Genomic DNA, 23,064 nt, shown 5'->3' on the forward strand with positions numbered 1-23,064 from the left:
GTCGATTCCGTTCGAAGAGTTTGAGCAGTCTACAGCCGGATCGGCTTATTCACTGCTTAAGCATGCGCCTCGCGATCAAGAACATCAGCAACCCACTGATTGATACTTTTGTGTGCTAACTGAGCTTTCACAGCTACCGTCGCGTGAAGGGCTGGGGCCAGGCGCAGACTGAGATGGCCTGAATAGGGCTTCTGTGGGGTGCGGCCGAGTTTGGCGCAAGTCTCCAGATAATCGGTGACGGCCTCTTCGAATGCGGTGCGAAGTTCTTTGACTGACTCGCCGTGAAACCCGACAACATCCTTGATGCCCGCAATGTGGCCGACGAACAGGCCGTCTTCGTCGCTGTACTCGATTCGGGCTGAGTAGCCGTTGTAGTTCATTACGTTCACGGGGTAACTCCTGCTTGCTCAAGGAAAGCCCGGGCGTCACGCACCTGGTAGGGCTTGGCTTCTTTGTCGGGGTGGGGCCGATGAAAAGTGGCCACCACGCCATTCAGTTCAAAACGTACTCGCGATCCATTGCCTTCGATGGTTCTTGCCCCTGCAGCGCCGAACAAAGATTCGATGCGTGACCACTCCATGGTGGCCGGGGCTGGTCTTGAAAATACGGTTTTGAGGGTGCTGAGCTGTTTATTATTCATGGTATTATATCATGATACCGCACAGGGTTTAGCAACCGCGAATGACATCGCTGATGCGTGGGAGAAGCCTCTAACGCGTGCTTAAAAAAACGCCGCTTATCCAGAACAGGAAAGCGGCGTTTTTCGTGTGGAAGCGTTTGTTTTGCAAGGCAGGCAGGATATCGGGGTGACTCTCGCCGGGGTTGTAGGCAATTTCCGAGAGTTGCGTAAAGCCTTACGCTTGCTGCGTTTTTAGCTGGCCACTACCTTGCTGGTCTTAACCTGGGCGGGACACCCTTAAGTGGATCTGTATAGATACTCCCTAAGAAGACTGCATTTTTATAATCACTTCGCACGAAAGGAGACGGTTGACCGAAAGCAGGCATTAGCGAGATAGGTACTTTTCTGATGCTCTCACTCATATCGTGCGAGCTAGAACACCCCATAAATCATCTGCGTTCCCACTTTGTTCACATACGGCCATTTTTCAGACGCCAAAAACCACAAACCCCCGACTTTCTCTAGGAAAATCAGGGGTTTGTGTTTGCAGAATGTGGCGGTGAAGGAGAGATTCGAACTCTCGATACAGTTTCCTGTATACACACTTTCCAGGCGTGCTCCTTAAGCCACTCGGACACTTCACCGTATCTCTTCAAACATGTTCTGTCTGTCGAGGCGCGCTAATGTAGTCGAAAGCTTTTCCGATGGCAAACATTTTTTTCAGAATTTTCATGCGGTTAACGCGATTCAGCGTTTCCGGTCGTTCCCGGCCATGGCAAACCGGCCAATCTCCGGCTTCGTGCCCTCTTCTATATAGAGGGGAATGCGCAGCAGGCACGGCGGGCTACGCCTGACGGGCGGGCAAAGGGTGACTGGCGGGTCAGTCACGGCGCTTTACCTGGCTTGCGGCGGTGGGTAACGTCTGCCCAACTTTATTGAAAGGAATAGCGTCATGAGTGAGTTGATTTCCTACCATCTCGAAGACGGTATCGCGACCCTGACCCTGAGCAATGGCAAGGTCAATGCCATCTCCCCGGATGTGATTGCCGAGTTCAACGCTGCGCTGGATCGGGCAGTGGCTGATCGTGCGGTGGTGATCATTACCGGCCAGCCGGGCATTCTCTCTGGCGGTTATGACCTGAAGGTGATGACGGCCGGTCCTAGAGAAGCCGTGGCGCTGGTGACCGCCGGCTCGACCCTGGCCCGCCGCCTGCTGTCGCACCCCTTCCCGGTGATCGTGGCGTGCCCGGGGCACGCGGTGGCCAAGGGCGCGTTCCTGCTGTTGTCGGCTGACTATCGCATCGGCGTTGAAGGTGCGTTCAGCATTGGCCTGAACGAAGTGCAGATCGGCATGACCATGCACCACGCGGGCATCGAGATTGCCCGTGACCGCCTGAACAAAGTGGCGTTGCAGCGTTCGGTGGTCAACGGCGAGATGTTCAATCCACAAGGCGCCGTGGCGGCCGGCTTCCTCGATGTCGTGGTCTCGCCTGAAGAACTGCAAGGCGCGGCACTGGCGGCGGCTCGTCAGTTGAAGAAGATCAACATGACCGCGCACAAGAACACCAAATTGAAAGTGCGCAAAGCGCTGCTGGAGGCCCTGGACAACGCGATCATCCAGGATCAGGAGCATTTGGGCTAAGCCCGGATCTGCTGCCACGAAAAGCCCGACCGTCGTGTCGGGCTTTTTCATACATGTCTGCGTTAAACGTCTGTGACCGCTCTAGGCTGCATCTGACCAAACAGTCGGAAACATCAGCTCAAACATCGACCATCTCCCACTTCCCTGGGAGCAATTGCCGAAAACAGTGCACATCCGTACACTGCGCCACCTTTTGTCCCGGTGGGGCCTGTAAATGCTGTTTTTGTGCCGTATGTCATTGATGGGCCTGCACTTTATCGTGGCGGGTGTGCTGGGGGTGATGCTCGGCCTGTGCCGGCCGTTCAATCCGGACAACAGCCGCCTGTGCGCACGCCTGTACGCATGGCCGGCCATGTGCATTTTGCGTTTGCGAGTGAAGGCCGAAGTCGGGCCGTTGATGGATAAACCCGACAGCTGCGTGATCATCGCCAATCACCAGTCCAACTATGACCTGTTTGTGTTTGGCAACGTGGTGCCCCGTCGTACCGTGTGCATCGGCAAAAAGAGCCTGAAGTGGGTGCCGCTGTTCGGGCAGTTGTTCTGGCTGGCCGGCAATGTGCTGATCGACCGTGGCAATGCACAAAAGGCACGCAAGTCGATGTTGACCACCACCCACACCCTGCAAAACAAAGACACCTCGATCTGGGTTTTTCCGGAAGGCACGCGCAACCTGGGTGAGGACTTGCTGCCCTTCAAGAAAGGCGCCTTTCAGATGGCCATTGCCGCCGGGGTGCCGATTGTCCCGGTGTGCGTCAGCAGTTACGTCAAACACATGCGGTTGAACCGCTGGCGCAGCGGGAAAATCCTGATTCGCTCGTTGCCGGCGATTCCCACCGCTGGATTGAGCCTGGACGACATGCCCCTGCTGATCGCCCAGTGCCGCGAGCAGATGCGTGAATGCATCGAATCGATGGACCGGCAACTGCAAGCCGCCTGAAAAAGAAACCCGCCTGGTGCGGGTTTTCTTTTGCCTGTGCGTCTTTGCCCAGAACTCGGCAGATTTAACTGACTCTCAAACACTGCAAGGCTAAGCTGAGCCACACTGCCAATGCATTCGTTGCCAATTGAAAGCTGCCAAAAGAAGTGAACCACCATCATGGGTAGAGTTGTTGCTGCTGCGGTTTATAGCGCCGGTAAGAGAGTCACTGATATCAGCCTTGACGAAGGCGCAGCCTGGGCTGCAAAGCCCGGGCACTTTGTCTGGATCGGCCTCGAAGAGCCGAACGCCGAGGAGCTCTACAACCTGCAACGCCAGTTCAACCTGCACGAACTGGCCATCGAAGACGCCCTGGAAAAGCACAGCCGACCGAAGCTGGAAACCTTCGGCGATGCGCTGTTCATCGTGACGTATTCGCCCATCCGCCATGAGGGCAAACTCGAGTTCATCGAGACGCATATCTTTGCCGGCAATGGCTACATCATTACTGCGCGCAACGGTCACTCCGCGTCCTACGCCCATGTCCGACAGCGCTGTGAGGCGCGTCCGCTATTGCTTGAGCACGGGGAAGACTTCGTACTCTATGCCATCCTCGATTTCGTGATCGAAAACTACCAGCCGATGGGCGAAGCCATTCACGGGGAAATCGATGAGCTGGAGCGCAACGTGTTGTGCGGCTCACTGAATGACTACGACATCCAGAAGCTACATGGCCTGCGTCGTGATGTTTTGCGCTTGCGTCGTTATGTGGCACCGATGATTGAGATCGGGGAGGAATTGCAGAGGCTGAGCTTCCCGTTCATCGACAAGAACATGCGCCCGTACTTTCGCGATGTGCAGATTCATGTAACGCGGCAGATGGAAGACCTGACGACGCTGGCGGATATTGCCAGCCAGACGATTGAGGTCGGGGTGCTGTTGGAGGCCTCTCGCCAGAGCGTGGTGCAACGCAAGTTTGCGGCTTGGGCGGCGATTCTGGCCTTCCCGACGGCGGTGGCGGGGATCTACGGAATGAACTTCCAGAACATGCCGGAGTTGGGCTGGCACTACGGGTATTTCGAGGTGCTGGGGTTTATTACGGTGGGTTGTCTGGGGTTGTGGGCGAGCTTCAAGAAATCGGGGTGGCTGTAGGAGCGAGCCTGCTCGCGAAAAACCTGAGAGCACCGTGGGCTGTCAGGTTTGGCGCGTTATCGTTCACGACCATCGCGAGCACGGCTCGCCCCTACAGGTTTTAAACAGCTGTTGGCTTGTGCGCGACAAACCGCATCATCCACTCGGCAACCGTGGTGCCGTGGTGTTCCTGTTCCAGGCTCGCGATCCCTTTGGAGTAGACCTGCTCGCCCAGTGCCTGCTGGCGAATTTCCAGCAGGGCACGGGAGTAGTCGTGGATGAATTCCGGATGCCCCTGGAAGCACAGCACCTGATCGTTGATGTGGTAGGCGGCAAACGGGCAGAAGTCGCTGGAAGCGATGACCGTGGCGTTCTCCGGCAGCGACGTGACCTGATCCTGGTGGCTGATCAGCAACGTCAGCTCCTCGCGCACCGGGTTCATCCACGGCGCCTTGGCGGCCAATTTGTAATTGTGGGTGCCGACGCCCCAACCCTGGGTCGCACGCTCGCTCTTGCCACCGAGCAGCAACGCCAGCAACTGATGACCGAAGCAGACGCCCAGCAACTTGTCGCCGCGCTCGTAGCGGGTCAGCAGATATTTCTTGAGGGTTTCGATCCACGGGTCGGTGCCGAAAGAGTCGGCCTTGCTGCCCGTCACCAGGTAGGCGTCGAACGTCAGGTCGTCGCTTGGGTACTCACCCTGCACCACGTTGTAGACCGTGAACTCGGCGGCAATCGGCTGCTGCGAAAACAGGTGTTTGAACATCTGCCCGTAGCCCTGATATTGGTCAACCAATTCCGGACGCAGGTGGTCGGTTTCCAGAATGCAGATGCGTAACGACATAAAAAATACCTGACCCGTGATGGGAATAATGCACACCCCAGAGCCTGCCTTGAAACGCTGTGACAAGGCAAGCCCCGAAATGCATCATCTCCCCCTTAGAACGCCTCTCCTTTGGCGGCCTTCTCCAGCAGCAAGGCGGGAGGTGCGAACCGCTCGCCATACTGCGTGGCCAGATACTGGGCTCGGGCCACAAAGTCCTGCACGCCGTACTGATTGATGAACTGCAGCGCACCGCCGGTCCAGGCGGCGAAACCGATGCCGAAGATCGAGCCAATGTTGGCATCCGCCGTCGAGGTCAACACCCCCTCCTCCACACAGCGCACGGTTTCGATGGCTTGCACGAACAGCAGGCGATCACGCACGTCCTTGGGCGAAATCTGCCCGTCGGCTTTCTCGAAGCGGGTTTTCAACTCAGGCCACAGGTGTTTCTGGCCGCCCGCCGGATACTCGTAGAAACCTCCACCGCCAGCCTTGCCCGGACGCTTGAACTCATTGAGCAACAAGTCAATCACGGTAAATGCCGGGTGTTCTGTCAGCGGTTTGCCTTCTGCTTGCAGGTCCTTGGCCGTTTGCAGGCGGATATGGTTCATCAGGCTGAGGGAAACTTCGTCAGAGATCGCCAGCGGTCCTACCGGCATGCCGGCCTTGCGCGCTTCAGTCTCGATCATCGCCGCGCTCACGCCCTCACCCAGCATGGCAATGCCTTCATTGGTGAAGGTGCCGAATACCCGCGACGTGAAGAAACCGCGGCTGTCATTGACCACAATCGGGGTTTTCTTGATTTGCAGGACGTAATCGAAGCTGCGGGCCAGGGTTTCATCGCTGGTGTTGGCGCCCTTGATGATTTCCACCAGCGGCATTTTTTCCACGGGGCTGAAAAAATGCAGGCCGATGAACTTGCTCTGATCGGGCACGGCACATGCCAGGCCGCTGATCGGCAAGGTCGAGGTGTTGGAGGCGATCACCGCGTCCGCGCCGACGACCTTCTGCGCCGCCAACGAGACTTTGGCCTTCAAATCCCGATCCTCGAACACTGCCTCGATGATCAGGTCGCAACCGGCCAGGTCGGCATCGCTTTCGCTGGTTTGAATGCGTGACAGAACGGTGTCGCGTTGCTCGATGCTCATTTGTCCGCGAGCAACCTTCTTGTCCAGCAGCGCCGCCGAATGCGCCTTGCCCTTCTGCGCCGCCGCGAGGTTGATGTCCTTGAGCACCACATCGATCCCCGCCGACGCACTGACAAACGCAATACCGGCGCCCATCATCCCGGCGCCGAGCACGCCGACCTTGCGGGTGACATAAGGCGCAAAGCCTTGAGGCCGCGAGCCGCCGGCATTGATTTCGTTGAGCTGGAACCAGAACGTGCCAATCAGGTTCTTCGAGACCTGGCCGGTGGTCAGTTCGGTGAAGTAGCGGGTTTCGATCAAGTGCGCCGTGTCGAAGTCCACTTGGGCGCCCTCGACCGCTGCGCAGAGGATTTTCTCTGGCGCGGGCATCGTGCCCTGGGTTTTGCTGCGCAGGATCGACGGCGCAATCGCCAGCATCTGCGCAACTTTCGGGTTTGACGGTGTGCCGCCCGGAATCTGGTAGCCCTTCACGTCCCAGCGCTGCACCGCCGCTGGATTGGCCAGAATCCACGTCCGCGCCTTGGCCAACAAGTCTTCGTGATCAGTCGCCAACGCGTCGATCAATCCTGCCTGCAATGCCTGTGGTGGCCGCACTTTCTTGCCTTCAAGCAAATAAGGCAGGGCTTTTTCCAGGCCGAGCATGCGCACCATGCGCACCACGCCTCCGCCGCCTGGCAGCAGGCCAAGGGTGACTTCCGGCAGGCCGAGTTGCACCGACGGGTGGTCCAGCGCCACGCGGTGATGGCAGGCCAGGCAGATTTCCCAGCCGCCGCCCAGTGCGGCGCCATTGATCGCCGCGACCACAGGCTTGCCGAGGGTTTCCAGGGCGCGCAACTGGCCCTTGAGGCTCAGCACCATGTCGTAGAAGGCCTTGGCCTGGGGTTTGCCAACCTTGATCAGCTCGTTGAGATCGCCGCCAGCGAAAAATGTCTTCTTGGCCGAGGTGATGATCACACCGGCGATGCTGTCCTTGTCGGCCACCAGGCGCGTAACGCAGTCCGCCATGGCTTCGCGGTACACCGCGTTCATGGTGTTGGCGCTCTGGCCCGGCATGTCGATGGTCAGGACGACGATCTGGTCCTGGTCTTTTTCGTAACGAATGGCTTCGCTCATAACTGGGTTCCTTGATGTCCGGGCTCAGAGGCGTTCGATGATGGTGGCAATGCCCATGCCGCCGCCGACACACAGGGTCGCGAGGCCATAACGCAGGCGCCGGGCTTCCAGCTCATCGAGCAGCGTGCCGAGAATGGCGCAGCCAGTGGCGCCCAGCGGGTGGCCCATGGCGATTGAGCCGCCGTTGACATTGACCTTGTCCGGATCGACGGCCATGTCCTTGATGAATTTCAACACCACCGACGCGAACGCCTCGTTGACCTCGAACAGGTCGATGTCTTCGACCCGCAGCCCGGCCTTGGCCAACGCCTTGCGGGTCGCCGGCGCGGGGCCGGTGAGCATGATAGTCGGATCGGTGCTGGTGACTGCCGTGGCGACAATCCGCGCCCGGGGCTGCAAGCCCAGCGCCCGGCCCTTGGCTTCGGAGCCGATGAGCATCAGCGCCGCGCCGTCGACAATCCCGGAGCTGTTGCCGGGGGTGTGCACATGGTTGATCCGCTCGACATGGCTGTAGACCCGCAGCGCGGTGGCATCGAAACCCATCTGCCCCATCATCTCGAAACTCGGCTTGAGCTTGCCCAGGCCTTCCAGGGTCGAGTCGGCGCGGATGAACTCATCGTGATCGAGCAGGATGATGCCGTTCTGGTCCTGCACCGGCACCAGCGACTTTTTGAACGAACCGTCGGCCCGCGCCCGTGCAGCCTTTTGCTGGGAATACAACGCGTAGGCATCGACGTCCTGACGGCTGAAGCCTTCAAGGGTGGCGATCAGGTCGGCACCCACGCCCTGTGGCGTGAAGTGACTGTGCAGGTTGGTCGCCGGGTCCAGCGCCCAGGCCCCGCCATCGCTGCCCATCGGCACCCGGGACATCGACTCGACACCACCGACCACCACCAGGTCTTCGAAACCGGAACGCACTTTCATCGCGCCGAGGTTCACGGCCTCCAGCCCCGAAGCACAGAACCGGTTGATCTGTACTCCCGCCACGCTGACATCCCAATCGGCCACCTGAGCGGCAGTCTTGGCGATGTCGGAACCTTGATCACCAATCGGGGTTACGCAGCCAAGCACCACATCATCGACCTGGCTGGTGTCCAGCGCTGTGCGCTGTTGCAGTGCGGTGAGCAAACCAGCCACCAGGTTCACCGGTTTGACGCTGTGCAAGGCGCCATCGGCCTTGCCTTTGCCACGGGGCGTGCGTAACGCGTCGAAAATCAATGCTTGGGTCATGACGTCCTCGAACCGCAGTGCAGGTGGGTAAATACCGAGTGCCCACTCTTGGCCCGAGCCGCGTTTGATTCAATGACCGCAGCGCTCACAGACATTGACGCTCACGCTCAGACGAACGGTAGTCAGCTACCGTTCAGGACACCAAGCTGTCTAGCCAACGGGTGCCAAAGAAGCTGGCACTAGGCCTCATGCCATTTTTAACGCGAATTTGAAGAACACCATACGAAATGGATCTAAGCCAAGCGTATCGCGGGCTCTAAGGTGAACATGTACGAAGTTGTCGTCGGGTTTTGCCGAGGCACTCGTCACTACAGGAAGTGCAACGCGCTGCCATCATGGATGCTATGCGGGCAGGCATCAGGAAATAACAAAAAAGGCGGTCAAGCCATGTTCAAACAATCGAAAGTACGTCAAGCCGGGCTCATCCTTTTCGCCACCACGCTGTTGTTGATATTGCCGAACCTGACCAAGGTCATCGGCTAGTCGCGTCTATAAAGCTACGGCGTCACAGTTTTTGAATTGCCACTCTCAAAATGTGACTGGCCCGCTACCCGGGCCAGCGTGGCTGTGCCAATCTTTGCGGCACTTGCACGACATGGACGGCGATCACTTGAAAATGCTCATTCTGCTCGGGGCCACGCTGTTCGGCTCGCCCCTGTATGCCGCACAGCTGAACCTGGAGCTGGGCGCGAACAGTCGCACCTGGCAGACCGAGCAATTGCTCAAGCATCCTCAGGTTCAAACCATCGACATCAGCAACGACGTTTCCTACAAGCGGGACATGAGCTACCGCGCCGTGCCGCTGTCCGCACTGCTGACCGGCATCAAGCCTGAAGACCACCTGCAAGCCGTGGCGCTGGATGGCTTTGCCGCCGAAATGACAGCCGCGCCGTTGCTCAATACCCAGGGTGCACAGGCGTGGCTGGCGATTGAAGACCCGAGCAAACCCTGGCCACCGCTATCCGAAGGCAAGCCGGGCGCCGGGCCGTTCTATCTGGTTTGGAGCAATCCGCAGGCCGGCAACATCAGCCCAGAACAATGGCCGTTCCAGGTGGCGAGCATCAAACGCCTGGCGCCCGTGGCCGAGCGCTTTCCCGCACTGCTGCCCGATCCGGCATTGAAGGCGGATGATCCGGTGAACAAGGGATTTGCGTTGTTCCAGAAGAACTGCCTGGCGTGTCATCGACTCAATGGAGCCGGGGACGCGCAATTCGGGCCGGACCTGAATATTCCGTACAACCCGACCGAGTACTTCGGTGCGGACTTCCTCAAGCGCTACATCCGCGATCCACAGAGTTTGCGCCAGTGGCCGCAAGCGAAGATGCCCGGGTTCTCGGCCGAGGTGTTGCCGGATGGGGATCTGCAGAGCCTGGTGGGGTATTTGCGGCATATGGTCGGGCGCAAGGTTAAGCCGTAACAACATCGTACCTGTGGGAGCGAGCTTGCTCGCGATAGCGGTGTATCAGTCACAAAAGTATTGACTGAAATGACGCCATCGCGAGCAAGCTCGCTCCCACAAGGTTCCTTGGTATCGCGCCTACTGCTGCTGCACTGAAATCACCGGCGCTGGCGTCGGTGATACCAGCACCTTGGCGTGCATCTGCTCACACCCGCCGCCCCGGCGCATCCCGCGCACCGGGCAGGCATCCAGGTAATCCAGGCCCACCGCCAGTTTCAGATGGCGTTCCGGCCGGGCCAGCTCATTGGTCACGTCGAAGCTGTACCAGGCGTCATCCAGCCAGGCTTCGGCCCAGGCGTGGCTGGCCAGGTGTTCGCTGTTTTCGCTGTACAGGTAGCCCGACACATAGCGCGCTGGAATGCCCAGGCTGCGGGTGCAGGCGAGAAACGCGTGGGTGTGGTCTTGGCACACGCCGGACCGTCCGGCAAAGGCCTGGGCCGCGCTGGTGTCCACTTCCGTGGAGCCCGGTGTGTAGGTCATATGCTGGTTGAGGCCATGCATCAGATCAATCAGCGCCGTGCGATCGCGGCGTTGCCTGCATTCCTTCTCGGCGAACGCACGCAGGGCGGCGTCGGCTTCGGTCAAACGGGTGAAGCGCAGAAACGGCAGTGCCGACTGGCTCTCGTGTTCGGCCTCACGCAATTCGTCGATATCGACCTGGCCACGGGCACCGATGATGATCGCCTCATGGGGCTCGTCCATGGTCAGCACATGCAGGATGTTGCCGAACGGATCGAGTTGCGCCCGCACCGGACGTGGCAGGTCGAGCTGCCAGCTGAGCACGTGCTGGCGCTCGCTGTCGTGGGGGGTCAGGCGCAGATACTGGATGCTCGCCCGCACCTTGTCTTCGTAGTGATAGGTGGTTTCGTGGCTAATGGAAAGTCTCATGCGGCCTCCAGATAAGAACTGTGAATCGCGTTACCCAACTGGCGCACCAGCGGGATGAACTCGGTCAGCCAGGCGTGCAGGCCTTCTTCGAGAATTTCATGGATGCCGGTGTAGCGCAGGCGTGCGTCCATTTCTGCCGCCAGGCGTTGTGCCGGGCGACCGTTGGCCCCCGGCAATTGCGAGAGAATCTGGTCGATTTCTTCGGTGCAGGCGCGCAGGGATCGCGGTACATCGGCCCGCAGCAACAGCAACTCCGCCACATGCCGGGCGCCGGGGGCGTCGCGGTAGATTTCCGTGTAGGCCTCGAACGACGACAACGCCCGCAACAACGCGCTCCACTGGTAATACGCGTGAGCGGTGCCATCGCTGACCGCTTCGGCCTGATCGCCGGCCATTTCGTAGCGGGCATCGAGCAGACGCAAGGTATTGTCCGCCCGTTCGATAAAGGTCCCCAGACGAATGAAGCGAAACGCATCGTTACGCATGATGGTGCCGTAGGACGCACCCCGGAACAGGTGGGAACGTTCCTTGATCCACTCGCAGAAACGGCTCATGCCATAGCGACTGAGGCCCTGTTCGGCGATGCCGCGAATTTCCAGCCAGGTGGCGTTGATGTTTTCCCACATGTCGGCGGTGATGCGCCCACGCACCGCATGGGCACTGGCCCGTGCCGCACCGAGGCAGCTGTAGATGCTCGCCGGGTTGGCCGCATCCAGGGCGAAGAAATGCAGCAGCCGTTCGGCATGCAGTTCGCCATGGCGCTCCAGGTAATCGTCCAGGGTGCCGGTGATCAACAGCGGCATGGCCAGTTCGTGCAAACCGTCGCCACGACCGTCCTGCGGCATCAGCGACAGCGAATAGCTGATGTCGAGCATCCGGGCGAGGTTTTCCGCCCGCTCCAGGTAACGCGACATCCAATACAAATCCGAGGCAGTTCTACTTAACATGACAGGCTTCCTTTAATCCTCGACCACCCAGGTGTCCTTGGTTCCACCGCCCTGGGAGGAATTGACCACCAGGGAGCCTTCGCGCAGGGCGACGCGGGTCAAGCCGCCGGGCACGACCCGGGTTTCACGACCCGACAGAACAAACGGCCGCAAGTCGATATGGCGTGGCGCAATGCCGTTTTCGACAAAGGTCGGACAGGTCGACAGCGACAGCGTCGGTTGCGCGATATACGCATGGGGCTTGGCGATGATCCGCGCACGGAAGGCTTCGATTTCCGCCGCCGTCGCCGCCGGCCCCACCAGCATTCCGTACCCGCCGGAACCTTGGGTTTCCTTGACCACCAGTTCTGGAAGATTGGCCAGCACATGGGAAAGCTCAGACGGATTACGGCATTGCCAGGTCGGCACGTTCTTCAGGATCGGTTCTTCATCGAGGTAGAAACGGATCATGTCGGTAACGAACGGATACACCGATTTGTCGTCCGCTACCCCCGTACCAATGGCATTGGCCAGCACCACGTTGCCGGAACGGTAGGACGACAGCAGCCCCGGCACACCAAGCATCGATTCCGGATTGAAGGCCAGGGGATCGAGGAAGGCGTCGTCGAGGCGACGATAAATCACGTCGACCGCTTTCGGCCCGTCGGTGGTGCGCATGTAGACCTTGTCGTCACGCACGAACAGGTCCGCGCCCTCCACCAGTTCCACGCCCATTTCCCGCGCCAGGAACGCATGTTCGAAGAACGCACTGTTAAAGCGCCCCGGCGTCAGCACCACCACGCTCGGGTTATCGATGGGGCTTGAACTTTTCAGGGTGTCAAGCAGCAGGTTCGGGTAGTGGTCGATGGGGGCAATGCGTTGCGCCGCGAACAGCTCGGGAAACAGGCGCATCATCATCTTGCGATCTTCGAGCATGTAGCTGACGCCGCTCGGCGTACGCAGATTGTCTTCGAGCACGTAGTAGGTGCCGTCACCGTCGCGCACCAGGTCGACGCCGGAGATGTGCGAATAGATATCGCGATGCAGGTCCAGGCCCTGCATCGCCAACTGGTACTGCTCGTTGGCCAGCACCTGCTCGGCCGGAATGATGCCGGCCTTGATGATGCGCTGCTCGTGGTAGAGGTCGGCGAGGAACATGTTCAACGCCTTGACCCGCTGGATGCAGCCGCGTTCGACAATCCGCCATTCGCTGGCGGGGATGCTGCGTGGAATGGTGTCGAAGGGGATCAGGCGCTCTGTGCCCTGCTCGTCCCCGTAGAGCGTGAAGGTAATCCCGGCGCGATGAAACAACAGATCGGCCTCGCGTCGCCGTTGTGCCAGAAGCTCGTCAGGCGTCTCGGCCAGCCAACGGGCAAACTCCCGATAATGCGGGCGGACCTGGCCGCCGGCATCGTACATCTCATCAAAATAGGTGCGGATCATGCCGTACTCCTTGTCACTCGGACGTCCAGACCTTCGCAAGGCCCGTGCCATCGGCATAAACGCTTAAATTTCAATCGGTTGGATAATCAACGCGCACGTACCGCACCAATCCTGTGCGGTAAATGCCCCAACCTGATCGCCCCCGCTTCATTGCAAGGCGTGGTGGTCGCCTATCACCAGCATAGTCAGAGTTGATTTCACTGCCCGCCAATGGGTACGGATAATCCAGGCATTCGCTGAAAAGCTCATCGAACTTCCCTTTTAGCCGCCTGCCCTGGCGGCTTTTTTTTTGCTGTCCAACACCCACAAATGAAAACGGCCAACCCAAAGGTCAGCCGTGATTGCTGATTGTCACTGTTCATAAGGTTATGCGAGTCGCCCTCGAACCTCCTGTTTCACACCCCAGCCTTCGATGATGCCGCCCAGAGGCTCGACCACTGCTTCGAAACCCTGTTCGAAGTCGCCGATATCGTCGTAGGTGGCATACATGACCTTGCACAGCTCCAGCGCCCAGGCGCCGTCGTCGCGCACACTGACTTGCGCATCCAGGGATTCACCACGGTGGAAATGACCTGCCGCCCTGCGTGCCCGCTCCTCATCCGGGAAAATGGCGTAGAACTCGATGGGATGAAACCGTGAAAAGTCAAAACCGCCTTCTTTCATGCGGCGCAGCACGCTGCTGCTGATGTCTTCTTGATAGGCTGTGCTCATGAAACGTCCTCCTCAAAACGATGGATAGACTTTCCGTACTCCCTCACCCGCAACCGAACAGCGCGAGCGACGGCAACCGATGTGCCGGCGGGAAACAAGCATGGAGCTACAAGACCAGACCTTAGCGATTCATTCGCTGATCTCGCTTGCAGAGTAGCCTCAAGACAGAGCCCGTGCCAAGGCCTGGATGCGAATGCGACAGGTGTTGTTCAGATTGGAGTAATGTCGAGGATTTGAATGCTGTTCTGGGACTTGAGCTCTTTGACGCTCGCGTCACTGGTCCGCCCTTCCAGATCGTTCAGATCCAGTTCGGCGGCGACAGGAAGAAGCCGGGCCTTGATGAGCTTGGCAGCACGCTCGTAGTCCGGGCGCTCGATGCACTCAAAGACTTCGTTGATGGTTTCGCCATGATCATCCACGAAAGTGACCTTCCACTTTTGCATTGGTGCCTCCTCGATAAAACCCATGGATGGGCCTACCTCTATCTCGACCTTGTTAGCTGGCTAATTGTTCCGGTGGATCTGCACCCATCGCAAATTTCTGTAGGAGCGAGCCTGCTCGCGAAAAACTTGAGAACGCCGTGTTAAATCAGACATCCCGCGTCATCGTTCACGTCCATCGCGAGCAGGCTCGCTCCTACAGGTCTGCGTTTCAATCCATCAGTCGTTACTTGGCTTGTTCACTGCCTGCAACACGTATTGCGGCAAGGCGAAGGCGCCGATGTGGATTTCAGGATTGTAGTAGCGGGTGATGATGCCGCTGCCCGCGAAGCGCTGTTGCAGGGTTTCGCGGGACAACTTGCGATAAGCGGTATTGGTGGCGCCCCAGGCGAAGGTCATCGAACCACCGATGTAGGTCGGTACGGCGGCCTGATAGAAGTGCCAGTCCGGGAACAGGCTGCGCAGGCGACCGGCGGTGGTCTTCACTTCTTCGATCTGCATGAACGGCGTGCCGTTCTGGGTCACCAGGATGCCGCCTTCGTTCAGGCAGCGGTGGCAAGCCTGGTAGAAGTTTTCCGAGAACAGCACTTCACCCGGTCCGATCGGATCGGTGGAGTCAGAAATGATCACGTCGAACTTTTCAGTGGTGGTGGCGACGAAACGCATGCCGTCGTCGATCACCAGGTTCAGGCGTGGATCATCGAATGCACCCTTGGAGTGATTCGGCAGGAATTCCTTGCACATGTCGACCACGGTGCCGTCGATCTCGACCATGGTGATGTGCTCGACGCTGCGGTGCTTGGCCACTTCACGCAACATGCCGCCGTCACCGCCGCCGATGATCAGCACGCGCTTGGCGGCACCGTGCGCCAGGATCGGCACGTGGGTGAGCATTTCGTGGTAGATGAATTCGTCGGCTTCGGTGGTCTGGATCACGCCGTCCAGCGCCATCACCCGGCCCATGCGCGGGTTTTCGAAGATCACCAGGTGCTGGTGCTCGGTGCGCACTTCGTGCAGCAGTTTTTCCATGCGAAAACGCTGGCCGTAGCCTTCGTAGAGGGTTTCCAGGTAGTCGCTGGCAGGGATGTTGCTCATGGGAAGTGCTCCGATGAATGCGGGTGGCAACGGACGGTTACCCGCCCATGATGGCCAATCGAGCGTCTCGATTGGCCGGGAAAGGCGCGCATTCTACGTCGCGCAACATGACAGGTCGAACCTCACTTGTTCGGTGTGCCCCAATCCTGTGGGAGCGGGCTTGCCCGCGATGGGATCACCGAGGTGTAACTGACAGACCGAGGTGCCTGCATCGCGGGCAAGCCACGCTCCCACAGGTTCAGTGTCGACGCTCAGAGTTTGACGTTGCCCCGCGGCCCGGCAATGGCCCAGATGATCAGTCCCAGCACCGGCAACAGCGCAATCAGCAGTACCCAGAGGATTTTCATCCCGGTCCCGGCACTACTTTTGAAGACGTTGATGATGGCCCAGATGTCCAGGACAAAAATGATCAAGGCAACCAGGCTGTTGAACGTAGAACCCATGGTGACGCTCCCGAAAAGTGATATGCCCCCTCAGGATAGACGGTCGTCGCGAGGATTCCTTTTTATTGACAGTGTCTGGATCAGACGTGGATCGCCACTTTCAGGGCTTCCAGGGATGGCTCGGCTGTAATGCCCACTTCAGTGCACAATTCCAGCACCCGTGGCACGTCGTTGCCGTAGACCAGGACCACCTGCAACTCGTCATCGAGCAACTGGCTGAAGTTCATCAGCGTGTAGCCACCGTTTTCCTTGTTCATGCTGCTCATCTGCACCTGGATGCGGTTGAGCGCGGTCAGGGCTTCGGTCCTGGCCAGTTGCTTGGGCTTGAGATTGAACTCCACACCCGGGCCGAACGAGGCGACGATCTGCGCGAACAGGTCCATGTATGTGTCAGCCTGGAACAGCACCGTTTCCGGCAGGCTGCCGACCACCACCCACTCACCCAGCGGGATCGGGAAGGTTTCGTCGTAGTTGATGTCCGGATTGGCCATCAGAAAAGCCTCGGGATCGGCGTAGGCCTGGGCCGCTTCGTCCGCGATCTTGAGGATTTCGTCTTCGCCCATGCACCCGGAGCTGATTTTGCTGATGAGTTCGACGAGTGCGGCTTTCATGGGGAGGATCCTGTAGCGAGGTGAATTTTGAGGGCGCGAAGAATAGCGCATTAATCAGGGAAATGCGGACCTGTGGCGAGGGGGCTTGCCCCCGTTGGGTCGCGAAGCGGCCCCAAAACATTCAATTGGGGTGTATCAGAAAGACCGCACATGCTGATTCTACGACTGCTTCGCAGCCGAACGGGGGCAAGCCCCCTCGCCACAATTGGGATTAACAGCCTCAAGTCATTCGATATCAGTCAATCAGCTTCTCAAGTTGCGCAACGGTATCGGAAGCCCCCATGGTCCTGGCAGCCTCCAGCGCGGTGATGCCATTGGCGTCCTTGGCTTTCGGGTCGGCGCCCTTGCTGATCAGGTAATCGACCACTTCGACGCGGTTGAACATCGCCGCCATCATCAGCGCCGTGCGGCCATCGAAGGACGAGCCTTCAACCTGGGCGCCGCCATCGACCAAGGCCTTGATCACCGCCAGGTCACCCTTGAAGGCGGCACCGGCAATCGGGCTCTGGCCGTTGTCGTTGCGGATCTCCGGGTCGGCCTTGTGCTCCAGCAGGACTTTTACCGTGTCCACATGCCCGTGATACGCGGCCAGCATCAGCAAGGTATCGCCCTTGTGGTTACGCAGGTTCGGCGGCAAACCCTTGGTCAGCAGCGCGGCCATCATCGCCGCATCGCCCTCCCGTGCCTTGTTGAATACCTGTTCGGTAAATTCGGCGGCTTCTTCGGGGGTCATCTGGCGGCTTTTGTCTGACATTGGGCACTCCCTTTTCTGTCATTCGTAAAAGCCGACAGTTTCCCGAGCGCCCCCGGCACTGTCACTTGTTTTTTCTCATGGGCCGCCATAGTCAGATTCAATAGCGGTACTTGCCGCCGTGAATGTCGGACAACAACTGCTCCGTGACCTGTACATAAGTCTGTGTCCCCGGCAGCCAGGCATAGATCGGGTCATCGCCGGTTTTACCCGGGTCGAAGGCCTCGTCCTTGAGTCGGGTCTTCTGATATTTGAACGTCCCGGTGGTTTCCATTTTCACTTTCACCCGCAGGAACAACGGCACTGCATAGGCCGGCATCTGCTCGCGGGCGAAGGCCAGCAGCTCACTGAAGTCCAGAGTTGCCAAGGATTCGGCGGGAGTGATCGCCGCCATCCCGGCCCGGCCATTGGTGTTGCGGATTTCCACGCCATAGGCCACGGCTTCGGAAATAAGCGGGTGTTGCAGGAGGATGTTTTCGACCTCCGTGGTCGAAACGTTTTCGCCCTTCCAGCGGTAGGTGTCGCCCAGGCGGTCGACAAACTGCGCATGCCCAAAGCCGATGTTGCGCAACAGGTCGCCGGTGTTGAAGTAGCGGTCTCCCTTTTCGAACACATCCTCAAGCACGACCTTGGCGGTTTTCTGCGGATCGGTGTAGCCGTCCAGGGGGGCCTTGTCGTCGATTTTTGCCAGCAACAACCCCTGCTCACCCTTGGCGACCTTGCGCATCAGGCCATTGACCTGTCGAATCGGCGCGCCGCTGTCATGGTCGTACGCGACCAACTCCCAGGACATCAGGGAAAAGCCGATGGTGTTGTCGAAATTGAGAATGTTGGTGAAACCGATATTGCCGTCGCTGGCAGCGTACAGCTCGCAGATGTGATTCACCGCAAAGCGGGTCTTGAACTCGCTCCAGGCGCCGGGGCGCAGGCCGTTGCCGATCATTTTCTTCACATCGTGCCGGCTGTCCTCGGAGCTGGGCGGTTGATCGACCAGGTAGCGGCACAGTTCGCCGACATAACCGATGGTGGTCGCCCGGTACTTGCGCGCATCGTTCCAGAACTGACTGGCGCTGAATTTGCGGCGGATGGCGAACCCGCTGGCCCCACTGACGGCCGAACCCCAGCACACGCAAAGGCCCGTGGCGTGGTACAGCGGCAAAGTGCAATAGACGACATCCTCGGGGCGCATGTCCAGGGCGATCATGCCGAAGCTCGCAGAGCTGCGCATCCAGCGACCGTGCTTGAACACGCCGGCCTTGGGCAGCCCCGTGGTGCCCGAGGTGTAGATATAAAAGCAGGGATCGTCGAAGAAAATCTGCTGGCTGCTGGCCGGGTTGTCGCTGGCGTCGTCGAGGCTGACGGTCATCAGGTTGATGAAACCTTCAGGCGCGATACCGGGTTGGCGAGAGGTGTCCTGATCGGCAACGAACCAGGTTCGCGCAGCCTTGATCGACACCCGCTCACGCACCGCCAGGTACGCCGGGACCAACTCCTCACCGACAATGATCGCCACCGGCGCCACCAGGTTCACACTGTGTACCAGAGTGTCGCGGGTCTGCGAGGTATTGAGCAGCGCACTGATCGCGCCGACCTTGGCCACCGCCAGAATCGTCACCAGCAATTCCGGGCGGTTCTCGATGAAGACCGCCACCACATCACCCTTGCCGATGCCTTGGCCGATCAGGTGATGGGCGATGCGATTGGCCCATTGGTTGACCTCGGAGTAACTGAGCGTTACGTCGCCTTGCAACAGCGCCGGGCCATCCGGGTTGCGCAACGTGGCTTGCTCGAAACTCCAGCCCAAACCACACGCCTGGGTCGGGTCCTTGACGTTGGCGGCCTTCATGCCCCTCACCACCCGGGGGATGGCCTTGGCGATGGAAGGCAGCTTGCGGAGCATCATGCTCCAGGTAATCGTGTCGTTCGACGTGCGACTCATGATGCTCCCGTTCGATCTTTTTATTGTCGGGCTGCGATGACTGAACCCGAAAATACGTCAACGGTTCTTGAGCTGTACACGCGGTTTTTGAAATGTTTTGTATCCGCGATCTTGATCTGCGATTGATACAGGGCCAATCGTGAACCCCCGCACACGCAATGGTTCCATCGAATCGCCGAGCGACCTCGCAAAATGCAGGATGCACGATGGCCGTTCATGCAGAATGCACGAAAGCAAAAATCACCACAGATACTAACTTGTTGTTTTATAAGATTATTTACAAACAACCCAGACTGGCACAATCACTGCAACCCTCTCCGTATGCTTGCCATTCAAGAGCCAACGGAGCTGAAAGAAATGAACCTGATTCAGGAAAAATTTTCGTCCCTGTTCTCCAACTTCGAAGTCACCACCCATGCCCGGCCTGACGGTGGGATCCTGCTGACCCTGAGCGGCGGCGAAGGCAAGGTGTTCAAGCGCTCGATTTCCTATCAGCAATTGCACAATGGCGACCAACTGACGTGGGTCATCAGTGCGATTCGCCGCGACCTCGCCGAACAAGCCAGTGAACTGCCGCAGATCTCCATGCTGCAGAGCCAGCAACGGTTTGCCCTGCCGACCTATCACTCGCTGTAAATAAAATTGCCGGAAAAACACTGTGGGAGCAAGCTCGCTCCCACAGGTTTTGCGGCGTTTAGAAATTGGCGGGATTTATCCGCGCAAAGCTGTCCACGGTGACATGCCCCGCCAGTTCCCCACCCTCGCGGGCCAGCCCGCAAGTGGCCATCCCCGCCGTGCGCGCCGCGTCGAGTTCTTCGACGATGTCCGACAGAAACAGAATCTGCCCCGCCTCAAGGTTGATCGCCTGGGTGATGTTGGCGTAGGACTGCGCCTCGCGCTTGGGGCCCGAAGTGGTATCGAAATAGCCGCTGAACAGTGGCGTCAGATCCCCCGCCTCTGAGCAGCCGAAGATCAACCTCTGGGCCTGGATCGAACCGGACGAATAAACAAACAGTTGAAAGCCGTCCCGATGCCAGCGCTTGAGCGCTTCAACGGCGTCCGGGTACACATGTCCCTTCAACTGCCCGGCCTGATAGCCCTGCTCCCAGACCATGCCCTGCAATGCTTTCAGCGGCGTGGCCTTGCGGTCTTCAGCGATCCAGCCCAACAGGATCTCGACGACCCGCTCGACGTCGGCGTCCGGTTCGTTGCTGTCGCGGCGCACGGCAGCCAGTTGCTCCGCCACATCGGCGCGTTCGGCATGCTGACGGACAAACGCCGGCAAGTGTTTGGCGGCATAGGGGAACAGCACGTCGAACACAAAACTCACCGCGCTGGTGGTGCCTTCGATGTCGGTGAGAATCGCTTTGATCGGCATCGACTCAGTCCTCCAGGCGCGGGAATCGGCTGGCGATGTCTTCGCCTGTGAAATTGGCCACCCAACCTTCCGGGTTGTTGAACAGACGGATCGCGACGAAGTGCGGATGTTCGCCCATGTCGAACCAGTGTTTGGTTCCGGCCGGCACCGAGATCAGGTCGTTTTTCTCGCACAGCACCGCGTAGACGTAATCGTCGATGTGCAGGGTAAACAGGCCACGGCCGGCAACGAAAAATCGTACTTCATCTTCGCCATGGCGATGTTCGTCGAGGAACTTGGCACGCAGTTCGGCTTTTTGCGGGTGATCGCTGTTGAGGCTGATCACGTCGACGGTAACGTAACCGCGCTCGGTCATCAGCTTGTCGATTTGCTCCCGGTAGGCGGCAATCACTTCGTCCTGAGTGGCGCCCGGCTGGATCTTCGCCGCAGCTTGCCAGCGGTCGAAGCGTACGCCCTGCTCGGCCAGGGTCGAGGCGATGTCTTCGAAATGGGTCAGCACCTTGTTGGGGATTTCAGGGCTGGAGACGTGATAGACGGACAGGCTGCTCATCAGGGCAACTCCTTAACGGTTCATGCTTTAAAGAGCGAGCGCATCTTCAACTCGCACTCGAACAAAAATTCAAAGGCCTCGATCTGCCGCAGGGCATCGCTCATGCGCGCGCCCCAGGTGTACAGGCCATGGCCACGGATCAGGTAGCCGACGCAATCGGGATGGGCGTCGAGCCAAGGCTGCACCTTGGCGGCCAGTCGCGCAATGTCCTGGTCGTTGTCGAAAATCGGCACCCGCACTCGGGATTCGTGGGTCGTCACACCGCTGAAGGCCTTTTGCAGTTCGTAGTCTTCGAACTCGATGAAGTCTTGCGGCGTCAGGCGCGACAGCACGGTGGCGTTCACGGAATGAGTGTGCAACACGGCACCGATCTCCGGGCGCCAGCTGTAGAGCTGGGTGTGCAACAGGGTTTCGGCGGACGGTTTCTTGCCCGGTTCCAGGCTGTTGCCGGACAGGTCGGTGGCCAACACGTCGTCCATGCCCAGTTGCCCCTTGTGCTTGCCGGACACGGTCAACAAGGCTTCGCTCGGCGACAGGCGCGTCGAGTAATTACTGCTGGTGGCCGGCGACCAGCCGCGGCCATACAGAAAACGCCCGGCGTCGATGATTTCCTGGGCGAGTTGTTCACGGGTAAGGCTCATGGCCTGTCCTCTTGCATACGTGTGGCAATGATAACGGCAGCCGCGACGGCTGCGAGACTGGCAATACTAAATGTCCATGCCGCGCCGAGGGCATTCCAGCTGTAGCCGGAATACAACGCGCCCAACGCACCGCCGGTGCCGGCCAATGCGGCGTACAGCGCCTGGCCCTGGCCTTGCTGGCGCGCACCGAAGCTACGTTGCACGAATGAAATGGCAGCGGCGTGAAAGCTGCCGAACGTCGCCGCGTGCAGGATCTGGGCAAACAACAGTACCCAAAGAAACTCTGCCAGCGAACCCAGCAACAGCCAACGCAACGCCGCCAGCAGAAAGCTGGCCATCAGCACCCGGCGCAGTGAAAAGCGCGCGAAGATCCGGCTCATGGCCAGAAACATCAGGACTTCGGCGACCACGCCGACCGCCCAGAGCATGCCGATCACACCCCGGCTGTAACCCAGGCGCTCAAGGTGCAAGGTCAAGAACGTGTAATACGGTCCGTGGCTCATTTGCATCAGCGCCACGCAGCCGTAAAACGCCAAAACGCCGGGGTTGCGCAGTTGCTTGAGGAATCCCTCCCCCGCCACCCGGTTGCCCGGGGCCGGTTGGGCATTGGGCACCCACAGGCTGCTGAGCACGATGCCCACCATGATCAGCACCAGCGCCGCCGGATAGATGTCCAGGCTCAGCCATTCAAACAAACGGCCCAGCGCGACCACGGTGATGATGAAACCGATCGAGCCCCACAGGCGAATCTGGCTGTAGCGCGAGGTCTGGCTCTGCAAATGCGCCAGGGTGATGACTTCGAACTGTGGCAACACCGCGTGCCAGAAGAACGCATGCAAGGCCATGACCATCGCCAGCCAGGCGTAGGTCTTGCTGACGAAGATCAGCGAAAAGGTCAGCAGCGTGCACACCGCGCCGAAGCGCACGATGGCCAGTCGCCGACCGGTGTAGTCGCCCAGCCAGCCCCAGATGTTCGGCGCCACACAGCGCATCAGCATCGGGATCGCCACCAGCTCGCCGATCCGCGCTGCGCTGAACCCCAGGTGATCGAAGTACAGCGCCAGAAACGGCGCTGTCGAACCGAGCAAGGCGAAATAGAACAGATAGAAACTGGAGAGCCGCCAGTACGGGAGCGCCGCAGTCGCCATCAGACGGCTGCGACCATGA

At 59.3% G+C, this 23,064-nt stretch carries 24 protein-coding genes and 1 tRNA gene; 5 read left to right on the plus strand and 20 right to left on the minus strand.

Going from position 1 to position 23,064, the window contains the following annotated elements; all coding sequences use genetic code 11:
- Positions 1-56: 56 nt before the first annotated feature.
- The 3 genes from AC1Q6Y_RS22405 to AC1Q6Y_RS22415 all read right to left on the minus strand — a co-directional run bounded on the left by AC1Q6Y_RS22405 (position 57) and on the right by AC1Q6Y_RS22415 (position 1,263).
- Entirely contained in the window at positions 57-389 is a 333-nt protein-coding gene (locus AC1Q6Y_RS22405) for a type II toxin-antitoxin system HicB family antitoxin (RefSeq protein ID WP_150812359.1), read from the minus strand.
- A complete protein-coding gene (locus tag AC1Q6Y_RS22410) occupies positions 386-640 on the minus strand; it encodes a type II toxin-antitoxin system HicA family toxin (RefSeq protein ID WP_218542839.1) in 255 nt (84 codons plus the stop codon). Before AC1Q6Y_RS22410 ends, AC1Q6Y_RS22405 begins: the two co-directional genes overlap by 4 nt.
- Positions 641-1,173: 533 nt before the next feature.
- Positions 1,174-1,263, minus strand: a tRNA-Ser gene (locus tag AC1Q6Y_RS22415).
- A gap of 308 nt (positions 1,264-1,571) precedes the next feature.
- On the opposite strand from AC1Q6Y_RS22415, the gene AC1Q6Y_RS22420 reads away from it, so the two are divergent.
- The 3 genes from AC1Q6Y_RS22420 to AC1Q6Y_RS22430 all read left to right on the plus strand — a co-directional run bounded on the left by AC1Q6Y_RS22420 (position 1,572) and on the right by AC1Q6Y_RS22430 (position 4,329).
- A complete protein-coding gene (locus tag AC1Q6Y_RS22420) occupies positions 1,572-2,261 on the plus strand; it encodes a crotonase/enoyl-CoA hydratase family protein (RefSeq protein ID WP_057715728.1) in 690 nt (229 codons plus the stop codon).
- 214 nt (positions 2,262-2,475) lie between these two features.
- Complete coding sequence (locus AC1Q6Y_RS22425) at positions 2,476-3,198, plus strand: lysophospholipid acyltransferase family protein (protein ID WP_057715729.1); 723 nt, start codon at positions 2,476-2,478, stop codon at positions 3,196-3,198.
- A gap of 159 nt (positions 3,199-3,357) precedes the next feature.
- Positions 3,358-4,329, plus strand: a complete 972-nt coding sequence (locus AC1Q6Y_RS22430; protein WP_492625182.1) for a magnesium and cobalt transport protein CorA — start codon at positions 3,358-3,360, stop codon at positions 4,327-4,329.
- A 100-nt stretch (positions 4,330-4,429) separates the two neighbouring features.
- Here the strand turns inward: AC1Q6Y_RS22430 and AC1Q6Y_RS22435 are convergent, their stop codons facing one another.
- The 3 genes from AC1Q6Y_RS22435 to AC1Q6Y_RS22445 all read right to left on the minus strand — a co-directional run bounded on the left by AC1Q6Y_RS22435 (position 4,430) and on the right by AC1Q6Y_RS22445 (position 8,622).
- Positions 4,430-5,152 (minus strand): amidotransferase, encoded by a 723-nt coding sequence (locus AC1Q6Y_RS22435; RefSeq protein ID WP_057715731.1) that lies wholly within the window; start codon positions 5,150-5,152, stop codon positions 4,430-4,432.
- Positions 5,153-5,247: 95 nt separating this feature from the next.
- Positions 5,248-7,392: a 3-hydroxyacyl-CoA dehydrogenase NAD-binding domain-containing protein gene (locus AC1Q6Y_RS22440; protein WP_492625183.1), complete on the minus strand. Its 2,145-nt coding sequence runs from the start codon at positions 7,390-7,392 to the stop codon at positions 5,248-5,250.
- A 24-nt stretch (positions 7,393-7,416) separates the two neighbouring features.
- On the minus strand, positions 7,417-8,622 hold the full coding sequence (locus AC1Q6Y_RS22445) for an acetyl-CoA C-acetyltransferase (protein WP_090454002.1): 1,206 nt from the start codon (positions 8,620-8,622) through the stop codon (positions 7,417-7,419).
- Positions 8,623-9,217: 595 nt separating this feature from the next.
- On the opposite strand from AC1Q6Y_RS22445, the gene AC1Q6Y_RS22450 reads away from it, so the two are divergent.
- On the plus strand, positions 9,218-10,039 hold the full coding sequence (locus tag AC1Q6Y_RS22450) for a c-type cytochrome (protein ID WP_489340065.1): 822 nt from the start codon (positions 9,218-9,220) through the stop codon (positions 10,037-10,039).
- A 120-nt stretch (positions 10,040-10,159) separates the two neighbouring features.
- Here AC1Q6Y_RS22450 and AC1Q6Y_RS22455 read toward each other — a convergent pair whose 3' ends face one another.
- The 10 genes from AC1Q6Y_RS22455 to AC1Q6Y_RS22500 all read right to left on the minus strand — a co-directional run bounded on the left by AC1Q6Y_RS22455 (position 10,160) and on the right by AC1Q6Y_RS22500 (position 19,328).
- Positions 10,160-10,969: a transglutaminase family protein gene (locus AC1Q6Y_RS22455; RefSeq protein WP_057715735.1), complete on the minus strand. Its 810-nt coding sequence runs from the start codon at positions 10,967-10,969 to the stop codon at positions 10,160-10,162.
- Positions 10,966-11,916 carry an alpha-E domain-containing protein gene (locus AC1Q6Y_RS22460; protein ID WP_057715736.1) on the minus strand — a complete coding sequence of 317 codons (951 nt, stop codon included), beginning with the start codon at positions 11,914-11,916 and terminating at the stop codon, positions 10,966-10,968. The genes AC1Q6Y_RS22455 and AC1Q6Y_RS22460 overlap by 4 nt, the downstream gene beginning before the upstream one ends.
- Positions 11,917-11,928: 12 nt before the next feature.
- Positions 11,929-13,338, minus strand: coding sequence for a circularly permuted type 2 ATP-grasp protein (locus tag AC1Q6Y_RS22465; protein WP_007988088.1), 1,410 nt, complete (start codon positions 13,336-13,338; stop codon positions 11,929-11,931).
- 366 nt (positions 13,339-13,704) lie between these two features.
- Positions 13,705-14,049, minus strand: coding sequence for a ribonuclease E inhibitor RraB (locus AC1Q6Y_RS22470; protein ID WP_007971898.1), 345 nt, complete (start codon positions 14,047-14,049; stop codon positions 13,705-13,707).
- Between the two features lie 209 nt (positions 14,050-14,258).
- On the minus strand, positions 14,259-14,492 hold the full coding sequence (locus AC1Q6Y_RS22475) for a hypothetical protein (protein ID WP_492625184.1): 234 nt from the start codon (positions 14,490-14,492) through the stop codon (positions 14,259-14,261).
- Between the two features lie 216 nt (positions 14,493-14,708).
- Positions 14,709-15,584, minus strand: coding sequence for a polyamine aminopropyltransferase (speE, locus tag AC1Q6Y_RS22480; protein ID WP_057715739.1), 876 nt, complete (start codon positions 15,582-15,584; stop codon positions 14,709-14,711).
- Between the two features lie 251 nt (positions 15,585-15,835).
- A complete protein-coding gene (locus AC1Q6Y_RS22485) occupies positions 15,836-16,027 on the minus strand; it encodes a PLD nuclease N-terminal domain-containing protein (RefSeq protein WP_057715740.1) in 192 nt (63 codons plus the stop codon).
- Between the two features lie 80 nt (positions 16,028-16,107).
- A complete protein-coding gene (locus AC1Q6Y_RS22490; RefSeq protein WP_492625185.1) occupies positions 16,108-16,638 on the minus strand; it encodes a hypothetical protein in 531 nt (176 codons plus the stop codon).
- A 235-nt stretch (positions 16,639-16,873) separates the two neighbouring features.
- A complete protein-coding gene (locus AC1Q6Y_RS22495) occupies positions 16,874-17,392 on the minus strand; it encodes an ankyrin repeat domain-containing protein (protein WP_492625186.1) in 519 nt (172 codons plus the stop codon).
- 97 nt (positions 17,393-17,489) lie between these two features.
- Positions 17,490-19,328 carry a long-chain-acyl-CoA synthetase gene (locus AC1Q6Y_RS22500; RefSeq protein WP_492625187.1) on the minus strand — a complete coding sequence of 613 codons (1,839 nt, stop codon included), beginning with the start codon at positions 19,326-19,328 and terminating at the stop codon, positions 17,490-17,492.
- Positions 19,329-19,685: 357 nt separating this feature from the next.
- Between AC1Q6Y_RS22500 and AC1Q6Y_RS22505 the strand changes: the two genes are divergently transcribed.
- Positions 19,686-19,964, plus strand: coding sequence for a DUF3509 domain-containing protein (locus AC1Q6Y_RS22505; RefSeq protein WP_057715744.1), 279 nt, complete (start codon positions 19,686-19,688; stop codon positions 19,962-19,964).
- Positions 19,965-20,022: 58 nt separating this feature from the next.
- Here the strand turns inward: AC1Q6Y_RS22505 and mtnC are convergent, their stop codons facing one another.
- The 4 genes from mtnC to AC1Q6Y_RS22525 are packed head-to-tail and all read right to left on the minus strand — an operon-like array spanning position 20,023 to position 23,045.
- Complete coding sequence (mtnC, locus tag AC1Q6Y_RS22510; protein ID WP_489340062.1) at positions 20,023-20,706, minus strand: acireductone synthase; 684 nt, start codon at positions 20,704-20,706, stop codon at positions 20,023-20,025.
- A gap of 4 nt (positions 20,707-20,710) precedes the next feature.
- Positions 20,711-21,256 carry a 1,2-dihydroxy-3-keto-5-methylthiopentene dioxygenase gene (locus AC1Q6Y_RS22515; protein WP_159389551.1) on the minus strand — a complete coding sequence of 182 codons (546 nt, stop codon included), beginning with the start codon at positions 21,254-21,256 and terminating at the stop codon, positions 20,711-20,713.
- A gap of 20 nt (positions 21,257-21,276) precedes the next feature.
- Positions 21,277-21,897: a methylthioribulose 1-phosphate dehydratase gene (locus tag AC1Q6Y_RS22520; protein WP_057715747.1), complete on the minus strand. Its 621-nt coding sequence runs from the start codon at positions 21,895-21,897 to the stop codon at positions 21,277-21,279.
- Positions 21,894-23,045, minus strand: coding sequence for an MFS transporter (locus tag AC1Q6Y_RS22525; protein WP_090453989.1), 1,152 nt, complete (start codon positions 23,043-23,045; stop codon positions 21,894-21,896). Before AC1Q6Y_RS22525 ends, AC1Q6Y_RS22520 begins: the two co-directional genes overlap by 4 nt.
- Positions 23,046-23,064 lie beyond the last annotated feature (19 nt).

The sequence above is a fragment of the Pseudomonas sp. GW823-FHT06E10 genome (assembly GCF_058794995.1).

Coding starts and splice junctions, on each gene's coding strand:
- AC1Q6Y_RS22410 (WP_218542839.1), bottom strand. CDS start 640: ATGAATAATAAACAGCTCAGCACCCTCAAAACCGTATTTTCAAGACCA.
- AC1Q6Y_RS22420 (WP_057715728.1), top strand. CDS start 1,572: ATGAGTGAGTTGATTTCCTACCATCTCGAAGACGGTATCGCGACCCTG.
- AC1Q6Y_RS22425 (WP_057715729.1), top strand. CDS start 2,476: ATGCTGTTTTTGTGCCGTATGTCATTGATGGGCCTGCACTTTATCGTG.
- AC1Q6Y_RS22430 (WP_492625182.1), top strand. CDS start 3,358: ATGGGTAGAGTTGTTGCTGCTGCGGTTTATAGCGCCGGTAAGAGAGTC.
- AC1Q6Y_RS22435 (WP_057715731.1), bottom strand. CDS start 5,152: ATGTCGTTACGCATCTGCATTCTGGAAACCGACCACCTGCGTCCGGAA.
- AC1Q6Y_RS22440 (WP_492625183.1), bottom strand. CDS start 7,392: ATGAGCGAAGCCATTCGTTACGAAAAAGACCAGGACCAGATCGTCGTC.
- AC1Q6Y_RS22445 (WP_090454002.1), bottom strand. CDS start 8,622: ATGACCCAAGCATTGATTTTCGACGCGTTACGCACGCCCCGTGGCAAA.
- AC1Q6Y_RS22450 (WP_489340065.1), top strand. CDS start 9,218: ATGGACGGCGATCACTTGAAAATGCTCATTCTGCTCGGGGCCACGCTG.
- AC1Q6Y_RS22455 (WP_057715735.1), bottom strand. CDS start 10,969: ATGAGACTTTCCATTAGCCACGAAACCACCTATCACTACGAAGACAAG.
- AC1Q6Y_RS22460 (WP_057715736.1), bottom strand. CDS start 11,916: ATGTTAAGTAGAACTGCCTCGGATTTGTATTGGATGTCGCGTTACCTG.
- AC1Q6Y_RS22465 (WP_007988088.1), bottom strand. CDS start 13,338: ATGATCCGCACCTATTTTGATGAGATGTACGATGCCGGCGGCCAGGTC.
- AC1Q6Y_RS22470 (WP_007971898.1), bottom strand. CDS start 14,049: ATGAGCACAGCCTATCAAGAAGACATCAGCAGCAGCGTGCTGCGCCGC.
- AC1Q6Y_RS22475 (WP_492625184.1), bottom strand. CDS start 14,492: ATGCAAAAGTGGAAGGTCACTTTCGTGGATGATCATGGCGAAACCATC.
- speE (WP_057715739.1), bottom strand. CDS start 15,584: ATGAGCAACATCCCTGCCAGCGACTACCTGGAAACCCTCTACGAAGGC.
- AC1Q6Y_RS22485 (WP_057715740.1), bottom strand. CDS start 16,027: ATGGGTTCTACGTTCAACAGCCTGGTTGCCTTGATCATTTTTGTCCTG.
- AC1Q6Y_RS22490 (WP_492625185.1), bottom strand. CDS start 16,638: ATGAAAGCCGCACTCGTCGAACTCATCAGCAAAATCAGCTCCGGGTGC.
- AC1Q6Y_RS22495 (WP_492625186.1), bottom strand. CDS start 17,392: ATGTCAGACAAAAGCCGCCAGATGACCCCCGAAGAAGCCGCCGAATTT.
- AC1Q6Y_RS22500 (WP_492625187.1), bottom strand. CDS start 19,328: ATGAGTCGCACGTCGAACGACACGATTACCTGGAGCATGATGCTCCGC.
- AC1Q6Y_RS22505 (WP_057715744.1), top strand. CDS start 19,686: ATGAACCTGATTCAGGAAAAATTTTCGTCCCTGTTCTCCAACTTCGAA.
- mtnC (WP_489340062.1), bottom strand. CDS start 20,706: ATGCCGATCAAAGCGATTCTCACCGACATCGAAGGCACCACCAGCGCG.
- AC1Q6Y_RS22515 (WP_159389551.1), bottom strand. CDS start 21,256: ATGAGCAGCCTGTCCGTCTATCACGTCTCCAGCCCTGAAATCCCCAAC.
- AC1Q6Y_RS22520 (WP_057715747.1), bottom strand. CDS start 21,897: ATGAGCCTTACCCGTGAACAACTCGCCCAGGAAATCATCGACGCCGGG.
- AC1Q6Y_RS22525 (WP_090453989.1), bottom strand. CDS start 23,045: ATGGCGACTGCGGCGCTCCCGTACTGGCGGCTCTCCAGTTTCTATCTG.